Source organism: Roseibium sp. M-1, from assembly GCF_054515675.1.
Genome location: NZ_CM137257.1, coordinates 3,896,819 through 3,917,500, shown reverse-complemented (window position 1 = coordinate 3,917,500; position 20,682 = coordinate 3,896,819). Strand labels below are relative to the sequence as shown.

The 20,682-nt window shown below is 60.8% G+C and carries 16 protein-coding genes, 1 tRNA gene, 2 rRNA genes and 1 pseudogene (1 of these 20 running past the window's edge); 10 read left to right on the top strand and 10 right to left on the bottom strand.

Features of this window, described 5'->3' with window-relative positions; genetic code table 11:
* From ACX3M4_RS17655 to ACX3M4_RS17645, 3 genes are all read left to right on the top strand, one after another.
* Nucleotides 1–901 (top strand): 23S ribosomal RNA (locus ACX3M4_RS17655) (it extends 1,823 nt beyond the left edge of the window).
* 233 nt (nt 902–1,134) lie between these two features.
* Nucleotides 1,135–1,249, top strand: a 5S ribosomal RNA gene (rrf, locus tag ACX3M4_RS17650).
* A 43-nt stretch (nt 1,250–1,292) separates the two neighbouring features.
* Nucleotides 1,293–1,369, top strand: a tRNA-Met gene (locus ACX3M4_RS17645).
* Here ACX3M4_RS17645 and ACX3M4_RS17640 read toward each other — a convergent pair.
* Nucleotides 1,348–1,698, bottom strand: a complete 351-nt coding sequence (locus tag ACX3M4_RS17640) for a hypothetical protein (RefSeq protein ID WP_459354300.1) — start codon at nt 1,696–1,698, stop codon at nt 1,348–1,350. The genes ACX3M4_RS17645 and ACX3M4_RS17640 overlap by 22 nt on opposite strands.
* Nucleotides 1,699–1,835: 137 nt before the next feature.
* On the bottom strand, nt 1,836–3,230 hold the full coding sequence (locus ACX3M4_RS17635) for an FAD-dependent oxidoreductase (RefSeq protein WP_459354299.1): 1,395 nt from the start codon (nt 3,228–3,230) through the stop codon (nt 1,836–1,838).
* A gap of 268 nt (nt 3,231–3,498) precedes the next feature.
* Here ACX3M4_RS17635 and ACX3M4_RS17630 point away from each other — a divergent pair.
* The 3 genes and pseudogenes from ACX3M4_RS17630 (at nt 3,499) to ACX3M4_RS17620 (ending at nt 5,392) form a co-directional block, all read left to right on the top strand.
* Nucleotides 3,499–4,455, top strand: a pseudogene (locus ACX3M4_RS17630) (carbohydrate kinase family protein).
* Nucleotides 4,456–4,470: 15 nt separating this feature from the next.
* Nucleotides 4,471–4,668: a hypothetical protein gene (locus ACX3M4_RS17625; RefSeq protein WP_459354298.1), complete on the top strand. Its 198-nt coding sequence runs from the start codon at nt 4,471–4,473 to the stop codon at nt 4,666–4,668.
* Nucleotides 4,631–5,392, top strand: a complete 762-nt coding sequence (locus ACX3M4_RS17620) for a hydroxypyruvate isomerase family protein (protein WP_459354297.1) — start codon at nt 4,631–4,633, stop codon at nt 5,390–5,392. Before ACX3M4_RS17625 ends, ACX3M4_RS17620 begins: the two co-directional genes overlap by 38 nt.
* A 22-nt stretch (nt 5,393–5,414) precedes the next feature.
* Here the strand turns inward: ACX3M4_RS17620 and ACX3M4_RS17615 are convergent, their stop codons facing one another.
* The 7 genes from ACX3M4_RS17615 to pdxR all read right to left on the bottom strand — a co-directional run bounded on the left by ACX3M4_RS17615 (nt 5,415) and on the right by pdxR (nt 14,028).
* The gene (locus ACX3M4_RS17615; protein ID WP_459354296.1) at nt 5,415–6,713 is read right to left on the bottom strand and encodes an NAD(P)/FAD-dependent oxidoreductase; all 1,299 of its coding nucleotides are present in this window, start codon (nt 6,711–6,713) and stop codon (nt 5,415–5,417) included.
* A gap of 7 nt (nt 6,714–6,720) precedes the next feature.
* A complete protein-coding gene (locus tag ACX3M4_RS17610) occupies nt 6,721–8,343 on the bottom strand; it encodes a GMC family oxidoreductase (protein WP_459354295.1) in 1,623 nt (540 codons plus the stop codon).
* A gap of 8 nt (nt 8,344–8,351) precedes the next feature.
* Nucleotides 8,352–9,212: an ABC transporter permease gene (locus ACX3M4_RS17605; protein WP_459354294.1), complete on the bottom strand. Its 861-nt coding sequence runs from the start codon at nt 9,210–9,212 to the stop codon at nt 8,352–8,354.
* Nucleotides 9,213–9,222: 10 nt separating this feature from the next.
* Nucleotides 9,223–10,092, bottom strand: coding sequence for an ABC transporter permease (locus ACX3M4_RS17600; protein WP_459354293.1), 870 nt, complete (start codon nt 10,090–10,092; stop codon nt 9,223–9,225).
* Nucleotides 10,092–11,216 (bottom strand): ABC transporter ATP-binding protein, encoded by a 1,125-nt coding sequence (locus ACX3M4_RS17595; RefSeq protein WP_459354292.1) that lies wholly within the window; start codon nt 11,214–11,216, stop codon nt 10,092–10,094. Before ACX3M4_RS17595 ends, ACX3M4_RS17600 begins: the two co-directional genes overlap by 1 nt.
* 131 nt (nt 11,217–11,347) lie before the next feature.
* Nucleotides 11,348–12,424 carry an extracellular solute-binding protein gene (locus ACX3M4_RS17590; protein ID WP_459354291.1) on the bottom strand — a complete coding sequence of 359 codons (1,077 nt, stop codon included), beginning with the start codon at nt 12,422–12,424 and terminating at the stop codon, nt 11,348–11,350.
* Between the two features lie 104 nt (nt 12,425–12,528).
* Nucleotides 12,529–14,028, bottom strand: a complete 1,500-nt coding sequence (gene pdxR, locus ACX3M4_RS17585) for a MocR-like pyridoxine biosynthesis transcription factor PdxR (protein ID WP_459354290.1) — start codon at nt 14,026–14,028, stop codon at nt 12,529–12,531.
* 142 nt (nt 14,029–14,170) lie between these two features.
* Between pdxR and ACX3M4_RS17580 the strand changes: the two genes are divergently transcribed.
* Nucleotides 14,171–15,277, top strand: coding sequence for a mandelate racemase/muconate lactonizing enzyme family protein (locus tag ACX3M4_RS17580; protein WP_459354289.1), 1,107 nt, complete (start codon nt 14,171–14,173; stop codon nt 15,275–15,277).
* A gap of 3 nt (nt 15,278–15,280) precedes the next feature.
* Complete coding sequence (locus tag ACX3M4_RS17575; RefSeq protein WP_459354288.1) at nt 15,281–16,774, top strand: aldehyde dehydrogenase family protein; 1,494 nt, start codon at nt 15,281–15,283, stop codon at nt 16,772–16,774.
* A gap of 317 nt (nt 16,775–17,091) precedes the next feature.
* Here the strand turns inward: ACX3M4_RS17575 and ACX3M4_RS17570 are convergent, their stop codons facing one another.
* Nucleotides 17,092–17,688: a helix-turn-helix domain-containing protein gene (locus ACX3M4_RS17570; RefSeq protein WP_459354287.1), complete on the bottom strand. Its 597-nt coding sequence runs from the start codon at nt 17,686–17,688 to the stop codon at nt 17,092–17,094.
* A 285-nt stretch (nt 17,689–17,973) separates the two neighbouring features.
* On the opposite strand from ACX3M4_RS17570, the gene ACX3M4_RS17565 reads away from it, so the two are divergent.
* Complete coding sequence (locus ACX3M4_RS17565; protein ID WP_459354286.1) at nt 17,974–19,572, top strand: ABC transporter substrate-binding protein; 1,599 nt, start codon at nt 17,974–17,976, stop codon at nt 19,570–19,572.
* Nucleotides 19,573–19,718: 146 nt separating this feature from the next.
* Entirely contained in the window at nt 19,719–20,660 is a 942-nt protein-coding gene (locus tag ACX3M4_RS17560; RefSeq protein WP_152512138.1) for an ABC transporter permease, read from the top strand.
* The last annotated feature ends 22 nt before the right edge of the window (nt 20,661–20,682 follow it).

The window sequence follows — 20,682 nt, the reverse complement described above, 5'->3', positions numbered from 1 at the left end:
TCCCCGCTGTCTCCAGCATAGACTCAGTGAAATTGAATTCCCCGTGAAGATGCGGGGTTCCTGCGGTCAGACGGAAAGACCCCGTGCACCTTTACTACAGCTTCACACTGGTATTCGTGACGACATGTGTAGGATAGGTGGTAGACGTTGAAGCAGGAGCGCCAGCTCTTGTGGAGTCACCCTTGAAATACCACCCTTGTCGTTATGGATATCTAACCGCGGTACAACAATATCCGGGACCGTGTGTGGCGGGTAGTTTGACTGGGGCGGTCGCCTCCCAAATGGTAACGGAGGCGCGCGAAGGTGGGCTCAGAGCGGTCGGAAATCGCTCGTTGAGTGCAATGGCATAAGCCTGCCTGACTGCGAGACTGACAAGTCGAGCAGAGTCGAAAGACGGCCATAGTGATCCGGTGGTCCCTCGTGGAAGGGCCATCGCTCAACGGATAAAAGGTACGCCGGGGATAACAGGCTGATGATGCCCAAGAGTCCATATCGACGGCATTGTTTGGCACCTCGATGTCGACTCATCACATCCTGGGGCTGGAGCAGGTCCCAAGGGTTTGGCTGTTCGCCAATTAAAGTGGTACGTGAGTTGGGTTCAGAACGTCGCGAGACAGTTCGGTCCCTATCTGCCGTGGGTGTAGGAGAATTGAGAGGATCTGTCCCTAGTACGAGAGGACCGGGATGGACGTACCTCTGGTGGACCTGTTGTGGCGCCAGCCGCATTGCAGGGTAGCTATGTACGGACGGGATAACCGCTGAAAGCATCTAAGCGGGAAACCCACCTCAAAACCAGTTCTCCCTGAAGAGCCGTGGAAGACCACCACGTCGATAGGAAGCGTGTGGAAGTGCGGCAACGCATGAAGCTTAGCTTTACTAATAGCTCGTTCGGCTTGATCCTCTCATTAGTCAATGTTCATCTTTTAAAAGCGCCTCACGGCGCTTTGAAAAGATCATCTGGTTCGCTCACGCGCGTTCGCCCTAAAGGGCTGCGCTCCGCGGGGGCGGCCAAACGTGGCCGGCGCGCAGTCGCGCTTGCCTCAGCTTCGCTTCGGAACAAACGTTCCCTTGCAAGGCAGATCTAGTAAATCAAAAAAATATATAGACCAGTTCACGCAAATTGCGCTTCGCCGGCCTGGTGGCCCTAGCGGGGAGCCCCCACCCGATCCCATCCCGAACTCGGCCGTGAAACTCCCCAGCGCCAATGGTACTGCATCTTAAGGTGTGGGAGAGTAGGTCGCCGCCAGGCCTGCCAATCGCAATTTACCTCTTCAACTCCCCTCCGACCTCAACGCGGGATGGAGCAGCCCGGTAGCTCGTCAGGCTCATAACCTGAAGGTCGCAGGTTCAAATCCTGCTCCCGCAACCAAATACAAAAAGGCCGTCCTTCAGGGCGGCCTTTTTGTTTTTGCTCAGTGGAGACAGGTGAGAAACTGACGGGGGCCCCATCAAGGTGAGCGCATGCTCACCGCAGAAGGGCAAAAATGACAAATCCTGCTCAAGAAACCAAACATAAAAACCCATCAGCATCGCTGGTGGGGTTGTTTGTTTGATTACGGGGTCGACGATTTTGACCTGACAGGGCTCCTGCAAGGAGCGCTCCGCGCGACGCAGCGGGACAAAAACAATCAAATCCTGAGACCGAAAACAAACATAAAAACCCGTCAGTCCAACTGGCGGGGTTGTTTGTTTGATCAAGCGCCAGACAAACGCAAAAGCAGAACAGCAAACATGGTCGAGCCCCTTAACCCCGCGGGGAGCCGCCCGGTAGACCAGCAGCCACGGGACATGGAAAGGCTACGTTGCGAGGCTCTGCGAACAATGACGCCGACCTGCTATTGGCAAACGCGGTCGGCAACAAACACGCCTAATGCTACACCGGTCAATGTGGGATTGACAGCCATGCGGGTCGGGATGAGCCCGTTTGTTGCAAGATAGAGATTGTCGTAGCCCCAAACACGGCCGTCGTGGTCTGTAACTCCAGTGCCGTCATCCTCTGCACTCATGCGGGTGGTTCCGGTCATGTGGGCAAAACCGAACGGCATCCATTGTGGGCGGCAACCCGCGCGGTAGCGACCCAGATGCGCCGTGAGTGCGTCGCAGTCAGCGACGGCATTGGCCATCCTCGCCTGGTCTTCCTCTGTTAGCGCGACATCGAAAGTCGGCCGACTATTGTCGTCGAAAATGATCCGTTTGCCTTGGTCCGGATCAACCGGACAGATCATCTGGAGTTCCACGAGCCGGTTCGGGTCAATAGCGATGTCGGGTGACGCGGGTTCAAACGGGGATACATCGCGTAAAACCAGTGTGTACCAGTCGGTTTCGCCGGCGGGCCTTATCTGGAGCCGCGGTTCACGATCATGAACACCTGGTACGGCACACAGGAACTCGTCGAGGACAAGTTGGGCAACAAGGAGAGGGTGATAGGATAGCCAGCGTCCAAGTGCCTTCGGGCGGATATCTGACCGGTGTAAAAGCTGGGGTGTTCCGATGGCGCCTGCTGCAACGACAATGTCCTCCGCGACCACCGTTTCGTCATCGACGATAGCACCCGTTGCCCTGGTCCCGGTGGCGAGAATCTTATGGGCCGTACCGCTGGAAACCGTGACTTGTCTCTCCGTGCCGGACAAAATGTCATATGGAGCCGTGAAGGTGAGATGATCCGACGGGCCAAACCGTGCCGCGACCGGCAATGCCTCAATGGTTCGTCCCGCAGGGGACAGCACTTCGCTGAGCCTTGCGCGAATGCGTTGCTGGCGCAGTGACCGTTCAAAGCCTTCTGTCTGAACGCCAAGATAACCTTCAGCAATGTCGTAGTAGGTTTTCCACTCGGCGGTCGTCAAGGCGTCCCAAGGCACATCGCCTCGCGGACATAGGTTGGTCCAGATGATACCCTGTCCACCTCGTGCGCGCGTGACGGCCGCACCCGGCAGATGATCCCGCTCCACCGTCGTGTCAAAGAATTCCAGGTAGGATGTCGCCTCGGGCAGATAGGAGTCAGGCGCGTCCCTAAAACGCCTGGCGTTTCTGAGATGCGAGCCTGCGGGTTCGCTAAGCGCTGGCCCCTGTTCGATCATCAGCACGTCGCGACCGTTATTGGCCAACCGCCGCGCGGTGGCTGCACCAAGCGGGCCGCTGCCGATCACCAGGACGTCACAGGATTTTCCCAAAGGCCCCTCCGCATGCTGCTGCCGGCCGCCGGCTTCGCGCATTTTCAGCGCGGCGGCCAACCATAAGGTCAACCATGATGGAACGCGGTCCAGGAAACAACTCTGTTGACGTGGTCTCGGTTTTTACCGTGGGCCATGGGCACATGTGTCCGAGACGCGTGCCGGCGCGATTGCAACCGCAATCACCTGGAGATTAAGATTTGAGACAGGACTGGTGAGGTGCGCCAGTCGAACGTGTTTTGTTGATTTGTAGTGTTGGTGCCTTGGCGGCAACAAGTTCAGGGTGACTTGAAGATTTTGCAGCGACGGTCTGCAGCAGCGAGAAACGATGATGACTGAGTTTGACGTTTCCGCAGTCGGCTTTGTGGTGCTCGATACGCTCTGTGCCCATGCGAACGCGATGCCGCCCCGAGGCGGCGCGACCTTCGTCGACCGGATGACGATGACAGTTGCTGGGACTGCCGGAGCGACGGCGCTCGATTGCGCCAGATTGGGGCTGAAGGTGCAGGTCGCTTCGGAACTCGGGCGCGACCCAATGGGCGACTGGCTGATCGGAGCGATGGAGGCCGAGGGGATCGATACCTCGCTCATCACCCGTAACGAACATGTCCAGAGCCCTATGTCGATGCTCCCGATTGCGCCGGATGGGACCCGGTCCGCCTTTTTTGTGCCCGGCACGTCGCGGACATTCACGCTAGATGATGCGGGGATTGAAGCTGCCTACAACGCGCGAACAGTTCATTTGGGGTGAACCGGACTGTTGTCTTCATTCGATGGAGCGCCATCGCTTCGACTTCTGATGCGCGCGAAGGAACTTGGCTGCACGACCTGCTTTGATCTTATTCTTGCTAACGAGACGACATTGCAGCTGGTGGAGCCGTTGCTTCCGTATATCGACTACTTTGTTCCTTCAATCGAAGAAGCCGGCGCAATGGCAGGCAGCGGCTCGCCGGCTGAGATTGCTTCCTGGTTCAGGGCGCGCGGCGCAAAGAACGCCCTTGTCACGATGGCCGCTGACGGTGTCTGGGTTGATGCCAGGGACGGAGAAACCTTCCAGCTTCCGGCACACCAGATTGAGGTGGTGGACACGACAGGATGCGGCGACGGGTTCACGGCTGGCGTCATCACGGGCCTGACGTATGGCTGGAACATCCGCCGGATCGCGCGATTTGCCAACACGGTTGCCGCTCATGTCGCCTGCGGGCTCGGAAGCCAGGGCATCTTGCGTGATTTCGATTCCACGGTTGAAGCGATGAATACATGGCCGGTGAAAGCCCTGCAGTGACCGGGCCGGGGGAGCATGGAGTTCAAGACCACGGCGCGCGGTTCGCGCACAAGAAACATTGCTGTCCGCTGCGCGATCTTAATCGTCAGCTTTCCTTTTACCGCCAATACTGCGTCCATTGACGAACTTGCAACGGTCACGGCCATTGCCAGGCATCCCAAGCTGGAAACATCGCATGAAATTTTCCGCCAATCTCGGCTTTCTCTGGAATGAGCGTCCGCTACCCGAGGCGATACACGCCGCGAAGGCGGCAGGGTTTGCGGCGGTGGAGTGTCATTGGCCCTATGAGGTTCCGGCAAACGAGGTCAGGTCGGCACTTGCGGAAACGGGGCTTGCAATGCTGGGCCTGAACACACGACGCGGAAATTCAGACAAGGGGGACAATGGCTTGGCAGCCCTTTCGGGACGGGAAAGAGAGGCCAGGGAGGCAATCCTGGAGGCCGTTGAATATGCGCGGGAGATTGATGCCCGAAACATTCATGTGATGGCAGGCAAGTCGGCGGGAGAGGAAGCGCATCGCACTTTTGTCGCAAACCTCAAATTTGCCTGCGAAACAGCGGCGCCTCACGGATTGACGATCCTGATCGAACCGCTGAACAGCTACGATGCGCCCGGCTATTTTCTGTCCTCGACGGACCAGGCCATTAGCGTGATGGACGCGGTTGCAGCCGAAAACCTGAAGCTCATGTTCGATTGCTATCACGTTCAGCTGATGGAGGGAGACCTGACGCGCCGCCTGAAAAGACTGCTGCCGAGGATCGGCCACGTCCAGTTTGCCTCGGTGCCTGACCGTGGCCCGCCGGACGAGGGCGAGATTGCCTATGGACATGTCTTCGACGTGCTCAACAGGCTCGGATATACAGCACCGCTCGGTGCCGAATATAGGCCGCGTGGTCCGGTGGAAGACAGTCTGGACTGGTTGCGCCGGTACAGGTGACGGCGTTCGCCGGTGCCCCCGGTCAGATGCCGAACCGGTCCCGCATGCGGTAGACCAGCACAGACGGTGCCAGGAACCATGGCGTGCCATAGTAGAGCGGCCGGGTCGGAAAGGGGATCTGCTCGAAGGCGGACGGGGACTTTTCCAGGCCCGCCGCCTTCTGGCCGATGCGCATGCCGAGATAGCTCGCCATGCCGACGCCGGAGCCGCAATATCCGCCGGCGAAATAGAGGCCCTTGTCCTCGCCCGCGTGGGCGAGCGTGTCGAAGGTGTAGCCGACGAATCCCATCCAGCCATGCGTGATCCTGGTTTCCGTCAGCTCCGGAAAGAGCGCCGCCATGTCCCGGTGAAGCCGCAAGGCGCTCTTGCGGGGATCGGTCTCGCTTAAGGAGACACGGCCGCCGAAAAGCACGCGTTTGCGATCCGGGGACAGGCGGTAGTAATAGACCAGCTTGCGGGTGTCGGAGAGCACCCGGTCCGTCGGGAAGAGGCGATCGACCAGGTCCTTCGGCAGCTCTTCCGTTGCCAGCACATAGGACCCGATCGGGATGATGCGGCGCCGGTGCCAGGGCGAGAGTGCACCGGTATAGCCGTTGGTGGCCAGGATCACCTTGCCGGCTTTGACCAGCCCCTCAGACGTCAGTACCCTGAAACCGGATCCCGCCCGCTCAAGTGACATGACCCGGCAATGGCCCTTCACCTTCGCGCCTGCGGAAAGTGCCGCTTTCAAAAGGGACGGGTGGTAGCGCGAAACGTCTATGCTGCAGTGATGCGGATAGACGATGCCGCCGTGATAGGCATCGGTGCGGAGTTCCGAGGCCATGTCCGCCTTGGAGACCATGAAGGTATGGGTCTTCCAGACCGCGTGTCCCGCTGCGCTTTCCCTCGCCAGTTTTTCATAAAGATGCGGCTTGTGTGCACCATGGAAGCGGCCGACCTCGCGCAGGTCGAGTTCGATGCCGGGTTCCTTCGCAAGAGCGTGCATGTAGTCCAGCGAGGCCTGGCCTTCGAGGCAGAGCTGGGTCGCGAGGTCCTTGCCGTAACGGCGCGCAAGCTTGCCGAAGCCGGGTTTCAGGCTGGTGGAGAGTTGGCCGCCATTCCGGAGGCTGCAGCCCCAGCCGGGGGCTTCGGCGTCCAGAACCAGCGTGCCGAGGCCCTCGCGGGCGGTCTGCAGCGCCGCGTTGAGGCCGGTGTAGCCGCCGCCGATGACCAGAACATCGACCTCTTCCGGCAGGGCGATCTCCTGAAGGGAAACCTTCGGGGCAATCTCCTGCCAGTAGGGCATCGTCTTGAAATCGTCGGCAAGTACGGTCCCGGTCATGCTGTCCTCATGCCGCGCGGGTGTCTTCCAGGATCAGGTCCGCGCCCTTTTCACCGACCATGATCGCCGGTGCATTGGTGTTGCCGGACGTGACCGTCGGAAAGATCGAAGCATCGACGACACGCAGGCCCTCGACACCATAGACCCGCAAGCGGCTGTCGACGACATTCTCGTTTCTGTCAGGCCCCATGCGGCAGGTGCTGACAGGATGGAAGACGGTCGAGCAGCGGGCCCGCACATCCTCCAGCATCTCCTCGTCGCTTTGGACGGAGGGACCCGGCGTGATTTCCTCTTCGATGACCGATTGCATCGCCGGACTTCCGGCGATCCTGCGCATCAGCTTGCTGCCCTCGATCATCTCGGTGAGGTCCCGGTTGGTGCTGAGCGAGTTCGGATGGATCTCCGGTGTGTCGAAGGGATCGCTTGAGCGCAGCCCGATATGACCGCGGCTGGTCGGGCGCGTCGGCTGGAAACCGAGCAGGAAGCCGGGGAACGGGTCTGGGTTCATCAGCGGGCGCTTTCCCTTCGGCGCCTTGGTATAGCTGACTGGCGAGAAATAGAGCTGGATGTTCGGCCGCTCGGCCTCCGGACTGCCTTTGACGAAGCCGCCGCCCTGGTTGACGCTGAGCGAGAGCGGGCCGCTTCGGGTGAGAACATAGCGCAGCCCCTGGGCGAGCTTGCCCCACCAGGGGTATAGCTGCTGGTTCAGGGTCGGGACCCTCGAGCGGTAGAGATAGTCGAGGCCGAGATGGTCCTGCAGGTTCTTTCCGACCGCAGGCGACTGGACGAGTGGCGTGATGCCCTTGGCCTGCAGCGCTGCGCCGTCGCCGATCCCGGAGAGCATCAGGATCTGCGGGGAATTGACGGCGCCAGCACTGAGGATCACCTCCCGGCGGGCCTTCACAATCTTTTCTTCGCCGCCCTGGACATAGACGACACCGGTCGCCCGGCCGTCCTCCAGGACAAGCCGTGTCGTATGGGCCCTGGTGCGGATCGACACGTTGCGGCGCTTTTTTGCGCTGGAGAGATAGGCACGGGCGGTCGACATGCGGAAGCCGTCCTTCGCCGTGATCTGGTAGAGCCCGACCCCTTCCTGGGTGGCGCCGTTGAAATCCGGATTGCGGGCAAAACCGGCTTCCTCGCAGGCAGTCAGGAAGTTCTCGCACAGCGGATGAACGTCCTTGTCCACGGACGAGACATGAACCGGCCCGTTGCCGCCGCGATAGGCGTCGGCTCCGTTGCAATTGGTTTCGCTGCGCTTGAAATAGGGCAGCACATCCTCCCAGCCCCAGCCGGGATTGCCCATGGCCTTCCAGTCCTCGAAATCCGCATGTTGGCCGCGGATATAGACCATGGCATTGATGGAGCTGGACCCGCCGAGCACCTTGCCGCGCGGCCAGTAGCCGGTGCGGCCGTTCAGGCCCTCATCGGGCTCGGTCCGGTACATCCAGTTGATATTCGAATTGTAGAAGGCCTTGCCGTAGCCGATCGGCATCCAGATCCAGAAATTGAGATCGGAGCCGCCGGCCTCCAGCAGGCACACCGTGTACTTGCCGTCCGCGGACAGCCGGTCGGCCAGAACCGCACCGGCGGACCCTGCGCCGACGATGACGAAGTCAAACTCTGACATGATTTCTCCTATTGAGCCGACTTGTCGCGCTGGATGACGACGGTCAGAAGTGCCAGCAGACCGGAGCCGACCATCAGGAAGAACGAGACGGCGTTCAGCACCGGGGTCGAGCCGACCTTGGCCATGCGGTCATACATGGTGATCGTCAGCGGCGCTTCGGAGCCGACAAGGAACAGCGTGGTGTTGAAGTTCTCGAACGAGACCAGGAAGGCAACGATACCGGCCGCGATCATGGCGGGACGCAGGAAGGGCAGAGTTATGGTGCGCAGGACACGTGCCCGGCTGGCGCCGAGATTGAAGGCGGCTTCCTCCATGGTGGCATCGAATTTCTTCAGCCTCGCCGTGATCACCAGCGAGGTGATCGTGGCGACGAACGAGAACTGGCCGAGCACGACCAGGATGATCCCGGGTCGCAGGAACTCCAGTTCGATATTGAACGCATCTTCCACGTAGTTCGCCGTGTCGCTGGCGAGCACCAGAATGGAAATGCCGAGGATCACGCCCGGGATCACCAGTGGCAGCACCATCAGGATGTAAAAGAAATTCTTGGCCGGGAATTCACCACGAACGAACAGGAATGCATTGGTGGTGCCGACCAAGACCGACAGCATCGCCACGAAGATGGCGATGACGAAGGAATAGTAGAGACCTTGCAACAGACGCCTGTCGTGGAACATGCCGAGCTTGGGCTCGGTATCGGAGAAGAACCAGTCGAGTGTGAACCCCTGCCAGGGCAGCGCCGGGAAGAGGCTGTCGTTGAAGGCAAAGGCCCCGGCCGCGATCAGCGGCGCTGCCAGGAAGACGAAGAAGGCAGCGACGTAAAGACGATATCCCAGGAGAAAGGGAGAGGACTTCTTGTTGGATAGCATGATCGTCCCCTCAGCTCTTGGCCACGGTGTTGGCAAGGGTCTGGCCGGAAAGTTTCAGGCCGAGCCAGATGACAAGCGAGGTGAAGAGCAGCAGCAGCATGCCGAAGGCAGCGCCCCCCTCCCAATTGAAGCGGGTGATGAACTGGTTGTAGATCTGTTCGGTGAACCAGCTTGAATTCTTGCCGCCGAGCAGGATCGGTGTGAGATACGAGCCGGCCGTCAGCATGAAGGTGACGATGCAGCCGGCGACGATGCCGGGCATCGCATAGGGAATGATGATCCGGCGCAGCACGGTGAAACCGTTGCCGCCGAGATTGTAGCCCGCCTCGATCATGGAATTGTCCATGCCGTCGAGGGTGGAGACCAGCGGCACGATCATGAACAGGATGACGGTGTAGACGAGGCCGATGATGACGGCGGCATCGTTATAGAGGAACTCGATCGGCTGGCCGATCAGGCCGGTCCAGAGCAGGAAGTTGGAGATGACGCCGGTCTCGCGCAGGAGCAGGATCCAGCCGAAGGACCGGATCAGGTCGGATACCCAGAGCGGGATCAGGCAGAGCAGGAACAGGCCGCCGCGGGCGCGCGGTCCGGCGATCTTGGCGATGTAGTAGGCGATCGGAAAGCCGATCAGCAGAGCCAGCGCGGTCACCAGCAACGACATGCTGCCGGTTCGCAGCAGCGTGTTCCAGTAGATCGGCTCGTGGATGAAGTCGAGATAGTTGGCGAAGCTGTATTGATAGACGCGCGGGGCGACCTTCTCCTTCAGCGACAGCACCACCATGCCGATATGCGGCAGAATGATAAGCAGCAGGATCCAGAGCGCGAAGGGCGAAAACAGCAGGATCAGCGAGAGTTTCTTGATGTCCTTGCTGTGCATCACGCTGCTCCCCCGCGTGCAAAGCACATGGCCTGGCGGGACGACCAGACGAGGCGGACGTTTTCGCCCGGTTTCAGGTCGTTGTTACCGGTCAGTGTCACGTCGGATTCCACCAGTTCCCCGCTGCCGGTGCGCACCAGAACGCGGCTGTTGGCACCGTTGAAAAGCAGGCTGTCGATGACGCCGTCCATGCGGTTGTCGCCGTCAATGTCGCTCGTGTCTGCGTCCGCCGCCCGTACCGTGCGGATGAATTCGGGGCGCACGAAAATCTCGACTTTGTCGCCGTCGCCGATTGATTGCCCGGCGCCGGCCGAGAAGCTCATGGTCAGGCCCTGATCCGTTTCGACCTTGCCGCCGGTGCTGTCGGCGGACTTGACCGTGCCGGACCAGCGGTTGCTGTCGCCGACGAAACCGGCGACGAAGGCGGTTTGCGGGCGGTGATAGAGCTCTTGCGGCGTGCCGATCTGTTCGAACTCGCCCTGGTTCATGATGGCGACGTTGTCGGACATCACCAGCGCTTCGGACTGGTCGTGCGTGATGTAGATGAAGGTGGTGTTGAACTGGTGCTGGAGCAGCTTCAGCTCGATCTTCATCGCTTCGCGCAGCTTGAGGTCAAGCGCACCGAGCGGTTCGTCGAGCAGCAGTACGTCGGGGTCGAGCACCATGCAGCGGGCAATGGCAATGCGCTGCTTCTGGCCGCCGGAAAGCTGGTGGATCTCGCGTTCGGCGACATCCGGCAGCGCGATCCGCTCCAGGACGTCGTGCACGCGGCGCTTGATCTGGTCATTGGCGACGCCGTTGCAGCGCAGGCCATAGGCAATGTTCTCGTAGACATTCATCATCGGGAACAGGGCCAGGTGCTGGAACACCATCTTGACGTTGCGCCGGTTGGGCGGCACCCCGAGCACCGACTTGCCCTTGATGCGGATGTCGCCGCCGGACGGATCCTCAAAACCGGCGATCATGCGCATCAACGTCGTCTTGCCGCAGCCGGAAGGGCCGAGGATGGAGAAGAAAGAGCCGCTCGGGATCTCGAAGGAGACGTTCTTGACGGCCCGGAAGGCGCCGAAATTCTTTGAAAGGTCCTGGCACTCCAGGTCATAGGTCGGGGTGTTCTGTTTCATGAAGGCGCCAACTGGAAAGAAGAGAAAGTTGGGGGGATACACGATCCTCGCTGTATCCCCCGATAGGTCTTATTGAAGGTTCTCTGGCAGATGCCGCCGGGAAGGGTCATCCCCGGCAGCAACGATCCCGATCAGCCGCCGGTGGCAGCCTTGATCTTTTCCAGGGTCTTGCCTTCCATGTCCTCGACACCCGCCGGGATGTTGGCGAAGAACTTGAGGTTTTCGATGTCGGCATCGGTGAAGGCCGCATTCACGGCTGCCTTCTTGTCTTCAGGCAGCAGGTCCTTGCCGCCCTTGACCGCGGCGATCGCGCCAGTGCTGCCGGACATGACGGTCACGTTTTCCGGCCGCAGCACGAAGTTGATCCACTTGTAGGCGGCATCGTCCGCCTTGCCCTTGGCCGGCAGGGCGAAGGTGTCGATCCAGGCCAGAGCGCCTTCCTTCGGCGGAACGAAGACGATGTCCGGGTTCTGGTCAAAGAGCTTGTAAGCCGTGGAATCCCAGGTTTCGGACCCGACGATTTCGCCGGACAGCATCATGGCGGAGAGGTCGTCGCCGCCCTGCCAATAGGCCTTGATGTTGTCCTTGCAGGTGATCAGCTTTTCGGCGACCTTGTCGAGGATGCCCTGGTACTTCTCAAGATCCGAATAGGCTGCAAACGGGTCTTCGCCCATGGAAAAGGCGGTGCCGAGCAGGATGGTGCGCTTCAGGCGCATCGAGGTCTTGCCCTTGTAGGCGGGATCGCAAAGGTCCGCCCAGCTCTTCAGATCCGGCGCCTTGGTCTTGTCGGCCATCAGGCCGGAAGTGCCCCACTGGTGCGGCACGGCATAGACTTCGCCTTCGATGGTGGTGTTGGCCTTCACGCCGTCCAGGAGCTTGGCTTCCATCACGCCGGTGTCGATCTTGGAAAGATCCATCGGCTTGTAGATGTCATATTCCAGCTGCGCGGCGTAGATGCGGTCGTGGCTCGGCTGTGCCAGGTCGAAGCCGGCGCCGCCGGTCGCGCGCAGCTTGGCGATCATTTCCTCGTTGTTGGAATAGGTGACCTCGACATCGATGTCCGGATATTCCGCTTCGAATTTCTGCACCAGCTCGTCGGGGGCGTAAGAACCCCAGGTCAGCAGGCGAAGGGTTTCCGCGTGGGCGGTCCCGGCGCCGGCGAGCATGGTGGCGGCCAATAGGCCTGTGAGTGTTGCTTTCAAACGCATGACTTCCTCCCTGAATACACGCTGCAATCAAACCGGAAGGAAGCCTAGGGGGGAATTGGCCTGCCAAATATATCCATTGCAGATAATTTAGCAGTCCAATTACTTCAGGCGACATTTTCGCGCGTGCAGCATTCCGGCAGGATTTTCTTCAGGATCTTCACCCCTTTTCGAATGTCCTCCGACGTACAGCTGCCGAAGCCGAGGACGAGGCCGCGCTGCGAAATGCGCCCGAGCGAGTAACGCGACAGGGGCACGGTCGTTATGCCGCTCTCGGCCGCAGTGGCGACGATCCTGGCTTCTTCGAGCCGGGGCGACAGGGTGCCTATGGCATGAAAACCGCTGCTGGTCGGCTGCAGGTCGATGTCGCCCGCAAGGCTTGCGGCTTCCGCCAGCAGCGTGTCGTGCCGGTGCTTGTAAAGCTGGCGCATGGTGCGGATATGGGTCGCGAACATGCCCTCGTCCATGAACTCGGCGACGATGGCCTGGGTGACGGTCGGAACACCTGCAAGCCAGGTCAGGCAGATACGCTCAAAGCTTTCCACCAGGCCTTCAGGGACCAGCGCAAAGCCGAGCCTCAGCGCCGGAAACAGCGATTTGGAGAAGGTGCCGACATAGACGACACGGCCATGGGTATCGATGCTTTTCAGTGTCGGCGGGGGCTGGTCGCCATAGTAGAATTCGCCGTCATAATCGTCTTCCACGATGATGGCATCGGCCTCGTTGGCGGCCTTCAGAAGCGCCAGGCGCCGGGACAGGCTCATGACATGGCCGAGCGGTTGCTGGTGCGAGGGCGTGACGAAGGCGAGCCGGAAATGCGGCGCCTTGGCCAGGCCGTCCTCGACGCAAAGCCCTTCCCCGTCCACATCGACGGGCACGGGCCGGGCGCCGATGGCTATGAAGGCGTTGCGGGCGCCAATGGCGCCGGGATTCTCGAACCAGATCGGTTCGCCCGGATTGACCAGCATGCCGCCGACCAGGGAAAAGGCGCGCTGTGCGCCGTTGGTGATGAAGATCTGCCCCGGGTCGCATTTGATGCCGCGGGAGGCATTGAGCTGCCGGGCGATCGCACGGCGCAGCGGCATGTAGCCGAAGGCCTCGCCGTAACCCGCGATCAGATCCCGGTCCTTGCGCCAGTGACGGGCGGAAAGCTTGGCCCATTGGGCCATCGGAAAGGCGTCGAGGGCGGGCAGGGCGGTGACGAAGGCCTGGGACTTGTGCGGCAGGCGCGTGCGCACGGTGAAATCCGGGATCGCGTGACGGGTGGCATGGGAAAGCCGCGGTACGACGGCAACGACATCGCTTGCCTCCGTCGACGGCTTGGGGGCCAGGCGTTCAGTGAGTGCTTCGCTGACGAAGGTTCCGGCTCCGACCCGGGCTTCCAGCAGGCCTTCGGCGATCAGCCGGTCGATGGCATCGATCACGGTGGTGCGCGAGACGCCGATCTCCTGCGACAGGGTGCGCGTGGCCGGCAGCCGGTCGCCCGGCGTCAGGGCGCCGGTCAGCAGAAGGTCGCGCAGGGCCATGTAAAGCTGGATCGAGATTTTCTTTTCGGCCGTCTTGTCGATCTTGATCGACGACAGCACCGCGCCGGCATGCCGTTTCATGGCGTTCTCCCAAATTGGTATGAGAGATTGCGCAAAACGGACCTTCTATCAAGTCCAATTCCGGATAGGGTCTGCGCCAGAGCCAATCCACTGCCTTGCGGCAGCCCTCTGGGAGCGTCCCGTCCCGGGATCCGATTAGAACATGAAAATACAATCAATAGAAACATTTACGAATGAATTCGTCTGCTTCGTGCGCGTGACGGCGGAGAACGGTGCCACCGGCTGGGGCCAGGTCGCGCCTTATTACGCCGATATCACGGCCGAAGTGGTGCACCGGCAGGTCGCGCCTTACGCGCTCGGGCAGGATGCCTTCGATATCGAGCACCTGATGGAAATCATCCCGGAGCGGGAACACAAGTTTCCGGGCTCGTATCTGCGCCGGGCCATGGGGGGGCTCGATACGGCCCTTTTCGATCTGCGCGGCAAACTGGAAGGCAAGCCGGTCTGCGAACTGCTTGGCGGTACGCCCGGCAAGGTGCGGGCCTACGGCTCGTCGATGAAACGGGATATCACCCCGAAGGACGAGGCGGCCCGGCTGAAGAAACAGCAGGACCTTTACGGCTTCGATGCCTTCAAGTTCCGCATCGGCGCCGAATGCGGCCGCGACCGCGACGAATGGCCGGGCCGGACGGAAGAGATCGTGCCGACCATGCGCAAGGCCTTTGCCGACGACACGGCCCTGCTGGTAGATGCCAATTCCTGTTATTCGCCGGAAAAGGCGATCGAAGTCGGACGGTTCCTGGAAGCCAACGGCATTTCCCATTACGAGGAGCCCTGCCCCTACTGGCACTACGACCAGACCAAGCAGGTGACGGACGCGCTCGACATCGACATCACCGGCGGCGAGCAGGATTGTTCGCTGGTCGACTGGCAACGCATGATCGACGGACGTGTCGTTGACGTGATCCAGCCGGATATCTGCTATCTCGGCGGCATGGTGCGCACCATGAAAGTGGCGCAGATGGCGCATGAGGCCGGTATCCCCTGCACCCCGCATGCGGCCAACCTGTCGCTGGTGACGCTCTTCACCATGCACCTGCTGCGGTCGATCCCGAATCCGGGCAAATATCTGGAATTCTCCATCGAGGAAGCGGACTACTATCCGTGGCAATACGACCTCTTCGTTTCCTCGCCCTATGACATCGTCGACGGCCACGCCACCGTGACCGATGCCCCTGGCTGGGGTGTCGAGATCAATCCGGAGTGGCTCGCCAAATCCACCTACAAGATCAGCTCCCGGGAAGCGTAACCGATGTTGGCGGCAACCGACCTGATTAGCGAATACAGAAACACCGGAACCCTGGCGGCGCTGCCGCTTGGCCATTTCATCGACGGGGCTTTCACACAGCCTGCCCATGGCAGGACGATGGAAAGCTTCGATCCGGGCCGGGGCGAGGCTTTTGCCCGCTTCACGGCCGGAACCGCGGAGGATGTCGACCAGGCGGTGCAGTCCTCGAAGGCGGCGTTCGAGAGCGTCTGGCGCGATATGGCGCCGGTGGAGCGGTCCCGTATCCTGCAGAAAGCCTCGCAGCTGATCCTGCAAAACCTCGATCTTCTTGCCGTCACCGAAAGCCTCGACAGCGGCAAGCCGCTGCAGGAGGCGCTGGGTGACGTGCGCGGGGCGGCGCGGACGTTCGAATATTATGCAGGTGCCTGCGACAAGCTGCAGGGCGACAGCTTTCCGCTCGGGCCCAATTATATCGGTTATGCCATCCACGAACCGGTCGGCGTCACCGCGCATATCATCCCGTGGAATTTCCCGATCTCGACGGCTGCGCGCGGGTTTGCGCCGGCCCTTGCCGCCGGCTGCACGGTTGTTGCCAAGCCTGCCGAACAGACGCCGTTCACGGCGCTGCTCCTGGCGAAGATCCTGAGCGATGCCGGGCTGCCGGACGGGGTCTGCAACGTGGTCACGGGCACAGGCGCGGAAACCGGCGCACCGCTGACGGCTCATCCGCTCGTCGATCACATCACCTTCACCGGCTCGGTGGAGACCGGCAAGCGGGTGATGAAGACGGCTGCCGACGAAATCACCCGTGTCGTGCTGGAGCTTGGCGGCAAATCTCCCGTGGTTGTGCTGGGCGACTGCGACCGGGAGCAGGCGCTGACGGGCGTGCTCGGCGCGATCTACGAGAATGCCGGGCAGATATGTTCGGCGGGCTCGCGGCTGGTGATCGAAAAATCCATCCATGAGGACTTCGTCTCCGAACTGGTGAAGCGCACGAAGTCCCTGAAGCTCGGCCATGGCCTGGACAGGCCGGATGTCGGCCCTGTCAATTCCTCCGAACAACTGGCGAAGATCGCCGGTTTTGTCGAACGCGCGCGTGCGCGTGGCGCGGACATCGTTGCAGGTGGTGCCGTTGCTCAGGATCCGGCAACCGGCAAGGGCTGGTTCTTTGAGCCGACCATCGTCAATGCGGTCTCCGCGGATGACGAGCTGGCACGGGAAGAAATCTTCGGCCCGGTGCTGACGGTGCAGGTGGCGGATGATGCCGAGCATGCGCTGGCACTGGCGAACGACTGCCAGTACGGCCTCGTTGCCGGTATCTACACCTCGGATTTCGCCAAGGCGCACCAGCTGGCGCGCAGGATCGATGCCGGCCAGATCTACATCAACGAATATTTCGCCGGTGGCATCGAGGTGCCCTTCGGCGGCAACAAGAAGTCCGGCTTCGGCCGGGAAAAGGGCCTGGAAGGCCTGAAGAGCTATTGCAAGACCAAGAGCATCGCCGCCCGGATTTCCTGAGCAGTCAATCCCATACCTCCCTAAAGCCGGTTCGTTTCATCGAACCGGCTTCTTTTTTGGGGGAAGTGGGACGTAGAGAACAAGCGGCCCATCCTTCGAGACGCTTGGCTTTGCCAAGCTCCTCAGGATGAGGTTCTAGTTTTGGAAATGCAGCGGAGCCAAACTCAAAGCCTCATCCTGAGGAGCCGCGCAGCGGCGTCTCGAAGGAGAGAGGGCACTGACTGGCAACATAACCTTTCCGCACTCTCGACCTCATCCTGAGGAAGCGCGCAAGCGCTGTCTCGAAGGATCGGCCACTTGCTCCACTCAGGCCAAAATCAGCTCTTGGAATAATTGATCGGCGTCGAACTCACCCAGAGCTCGGCCGACGTCTCGTCGCCGAGCACCTTGGAATAGTGCGGCTTGGCGGTGTCGTGGTGGATGCTGTCGCCCGGGGTCATTATGAAGACCTTGTCGCCGAGGTGATATTCGAGCGTGCCCTCAAGCAGGTAGCAGAAGACCTCGCCCTCATGCTGCATATGTTCCGAGACATGGCCCGGCGGGCGGTGAATGATGCAGGGATAGGTCAGCGCACCGGGAAAGCCTGGACCGAGCTTTTCATAAAGCCGCTTGGCCTTGCCGAGCACATAGGTCTGCCGGTTGTCCTTGGAGACATATTCCGAATAAGGCTCGGGCACCTTGATCAGCTGTTCGAGGCTTGTCTGCAGCGCGCCGGCGATCCTCTGGAACGAGGACAGCGACGGCGAGGAAATGCCGCGCTCGACCTGTGACAGAAAGCCGATGGTGAGGTTTGTGGCCTTGGCGACATCGTCCAGCGTCATGCCAAGCGCCTTGCGCCGCTGCCGGATGACGGGGCCGTAATTGGGCGTGTCCTGATCGGCTTGGGGTGTGGCTGTCGGCTCGCTCAACGTCATGGATATCCTCCCTACCGGCGCTTCCTTATAGCCTTCGCCGGGAAAGAATGCCAGCCTCGGTCAGTTGCAATAATTTATCTACACTAAAATTTTTTTTAGTGAAATTGGCCAAAAGGAAATGTCGAAAAATCAGTTATAATACAGATGTTTAATTCGATTGAAGAATTTTAGTAGGTTCTAAAAAATTAGAAAAAGTAGAAGTAATACTAAAAAAATGCCTTGCGGCGGCAATCGGTTTGGATAAGCTCCGGAGCCTCATGACATGTGCATCTGGGAGGACACACCATGAAGGCGGCAGCATTTGCCACCGTGCTGGCAATGAGCACGGCTCTGAGCGTATTCACATATGAGGCCGCAAGCGCGGTCGAACGCGGCGGCACTCTCGAATTCGCCCGTTACGACGGGTCGAAGCTTGTCGATCCGATCTATGCAGACCGCAATCCGGATATCTGGATGGTGGGCAGTCTGTTCTCGACGCTGCTGGAAAGCGATCCGGAAAGCGGTGCGATCACCGGCGCGCTGGCGGAAAGCCATGAAGTCTCCGCCGACGGCAAGACGATCACCCTGGGCTTGCGCGACGGCCTGAAATTCTCCGACGGCAGTCCGCTGACGGGTGAGGATGTGGTGTTTTCCCTGGACCGGGCGAGGAACCCGGATCTCGGGCCCTGGTCGGGTCTCTTCTCGGCGATCTCATCGGTGACGGCAGACGGCAAGACCATCACCATCTCGCTTGCCAATCCCGATCCGGCGCTGCTCTCGATGCTGGCGACGTTCAATTCGGCGATCGTCTCCAAAAAGGCCTTTGAGGCCGCTCCGGGTGCGACCGACCAGGAAAAGTCCGCGGCGCTCTTCGCCGCCGGTGGTCCCGGCGTCGGTTCCGGCCCGTTCTATCTCAGCGGCTTCGAGCAGGGGTCGTCGATGACGTTCTCCGCCAATCCGCACTACTGGAAGATGGGCGAGGACGGTAAGCCGCTGCCCTATCTGGACAAGGTGCATTTCCAGGACATTCCGGACGATGCCACCCGCATTCTCAAGCTGACGGCAGGCGAGGTCGATATCGCCGAGTTCATCCCGTTTTCGCGTGTTGCCGAGCTGGATGCGGATCCTGCGGTCAACATGTACCTGTTCCCGTCGACGCGGATCATCTATTCGCCGATCAACACTCGCGAGACCAGCGCCGACGGCTCGCCGAACCCGCTTGCCGACAAGCGCGTGCGCCAGGCTCTCAACTATGCGACCCACAAGGACGCGTTGATCCAGCTCGTCCTGCAGGGAGCCGGCAAGCCTATGTCGTCGCCGCTGATGTCGTCATCGACACCGCTGGCGGTCGACATGAACCCGCTCTACGGCTTCGACATCGAGAAAGCCAAGGCGCTGATCGCCGAGGTCGGACTTGCGCCGGGAACGGAAATCACCCTGACAACGCTGGCGGGGTCCGCGGACGACGCCACCATCTTTGCCGCCCTGCAGCAGATGTGGGCACCGCTCGGCATCAACCTCGTCGCCGAACAGGTGGACGGGCCGACACGCGGCGCCAAGAACCGCTCGGGCGAGTTCGACATCCACACCTATGGCTGGGTGGATGACGTCGCCGACCCGAGCCAGGTGACCGGCTGGCTCGGTTATTTCCCGACGCGCAAGGCGGTAGGGACCGGCTGGGACAATGCCGACTTCAATGCCCTTTACGAAGCCTCTTCCACCGAGATGGATCCGGAAAAGCGCGCCGACCAGTACCGTCAGATGCAGGAACTCTACGCGGATGCAGCTCCGCTCCTGTTCATGTACGAGACGCCGTTTGCGGTCGCCGTGTCCGGAAAGGTCTCCGGTTACTTCCAGACGCCGCTCGGTGCGAACATCTTCGAAAAGGCTTCGCTGGAACGCTAGAGCATCCTCCGTTCGGCAGAACTTCAAACAGGTTCTATTGAAGTTCTGCCGATCACGCGTTCCTCCCAAGAGCGGAAGGCCCAGACGTCCGTCCCACTGGCATCCGGGCCTTCCGAACCCTTCTCGGCAAAAGACGGCAAAACAATATGGCTGGTGTGCAATACACCCTGAACCGGCTGGTTCTGATGATCCCGACCTTCCTTCTGGTGATGATCATCATCTTTCTTCTTGTCCGCCTTCTTCCCGGCGATCCGGCCATCGCGATCGCGGGTGACAAGGCCTCCGATGCCGATATCGCCGCGATCCGCGAGAAGCTCGGCCTGACCGCCCCGCTCTGGACCCAGTTCTGGCTGTTTCTGAAGAACACGCTGCAGGGCGATCTCGGGCGGTCCATCCTGTTGCGCGCGCCGGTGCTCGACGTGATCCTGGCCAGGCTGCCGACAACGATCTTCCTGACCCTCTATGCGGTGACGCTGTCGATCCTGATCGCCGGACCGCTCGCCTTTCTGGCAGCGGTCAATCGCGGCAAATGGCAGGACAACCTTATCCGGGCCGTGTTCCAGGTCGGCCTTTCGATGCCGGTCTTCTATATCGGCCTGATCCTGCTGACGTTCCTGGCGGCACAGCTGCGGCTTTTTCCAGTCGGCGGCTATGGCGAGACCTTCGCGGACCGGCTCTATCACCTGTTCCTGCCGGCCGTCACCGTAGCGCTCTACACTTCCGCGATCCTGATGCGGAACCTGCGCTCTGCCATCATCGAAGTGCTGGATGCCGAATATGTGCAGTTCGCCCGGGCCAAGGGCCTGCCAAACCGGCTGATCCTTGGCCGGCATGTCCTGAAAAACGCGCTGATCTCGACCGTGACCTTGCTCGGCCTTTCCATCGGTCAGCTGATGAGCGGCACGCTTGTCACCGAGACGGTCTTTGCCGTGCCCGGTGTCGGCCGGTCGATGCTCGAGGCGATCTTCGCGCGCGACTATCCGCTGATCCAGGGTCTGACCCTGACCTTTGCGGTGCTGGTGTCGCTGGTCTTTCTTATGACCGACCTCTTCCAGAGCTGGCTTGACCCGAGGATGCGCCTGACATGAGCGATATCACTCTTGCCCCGGG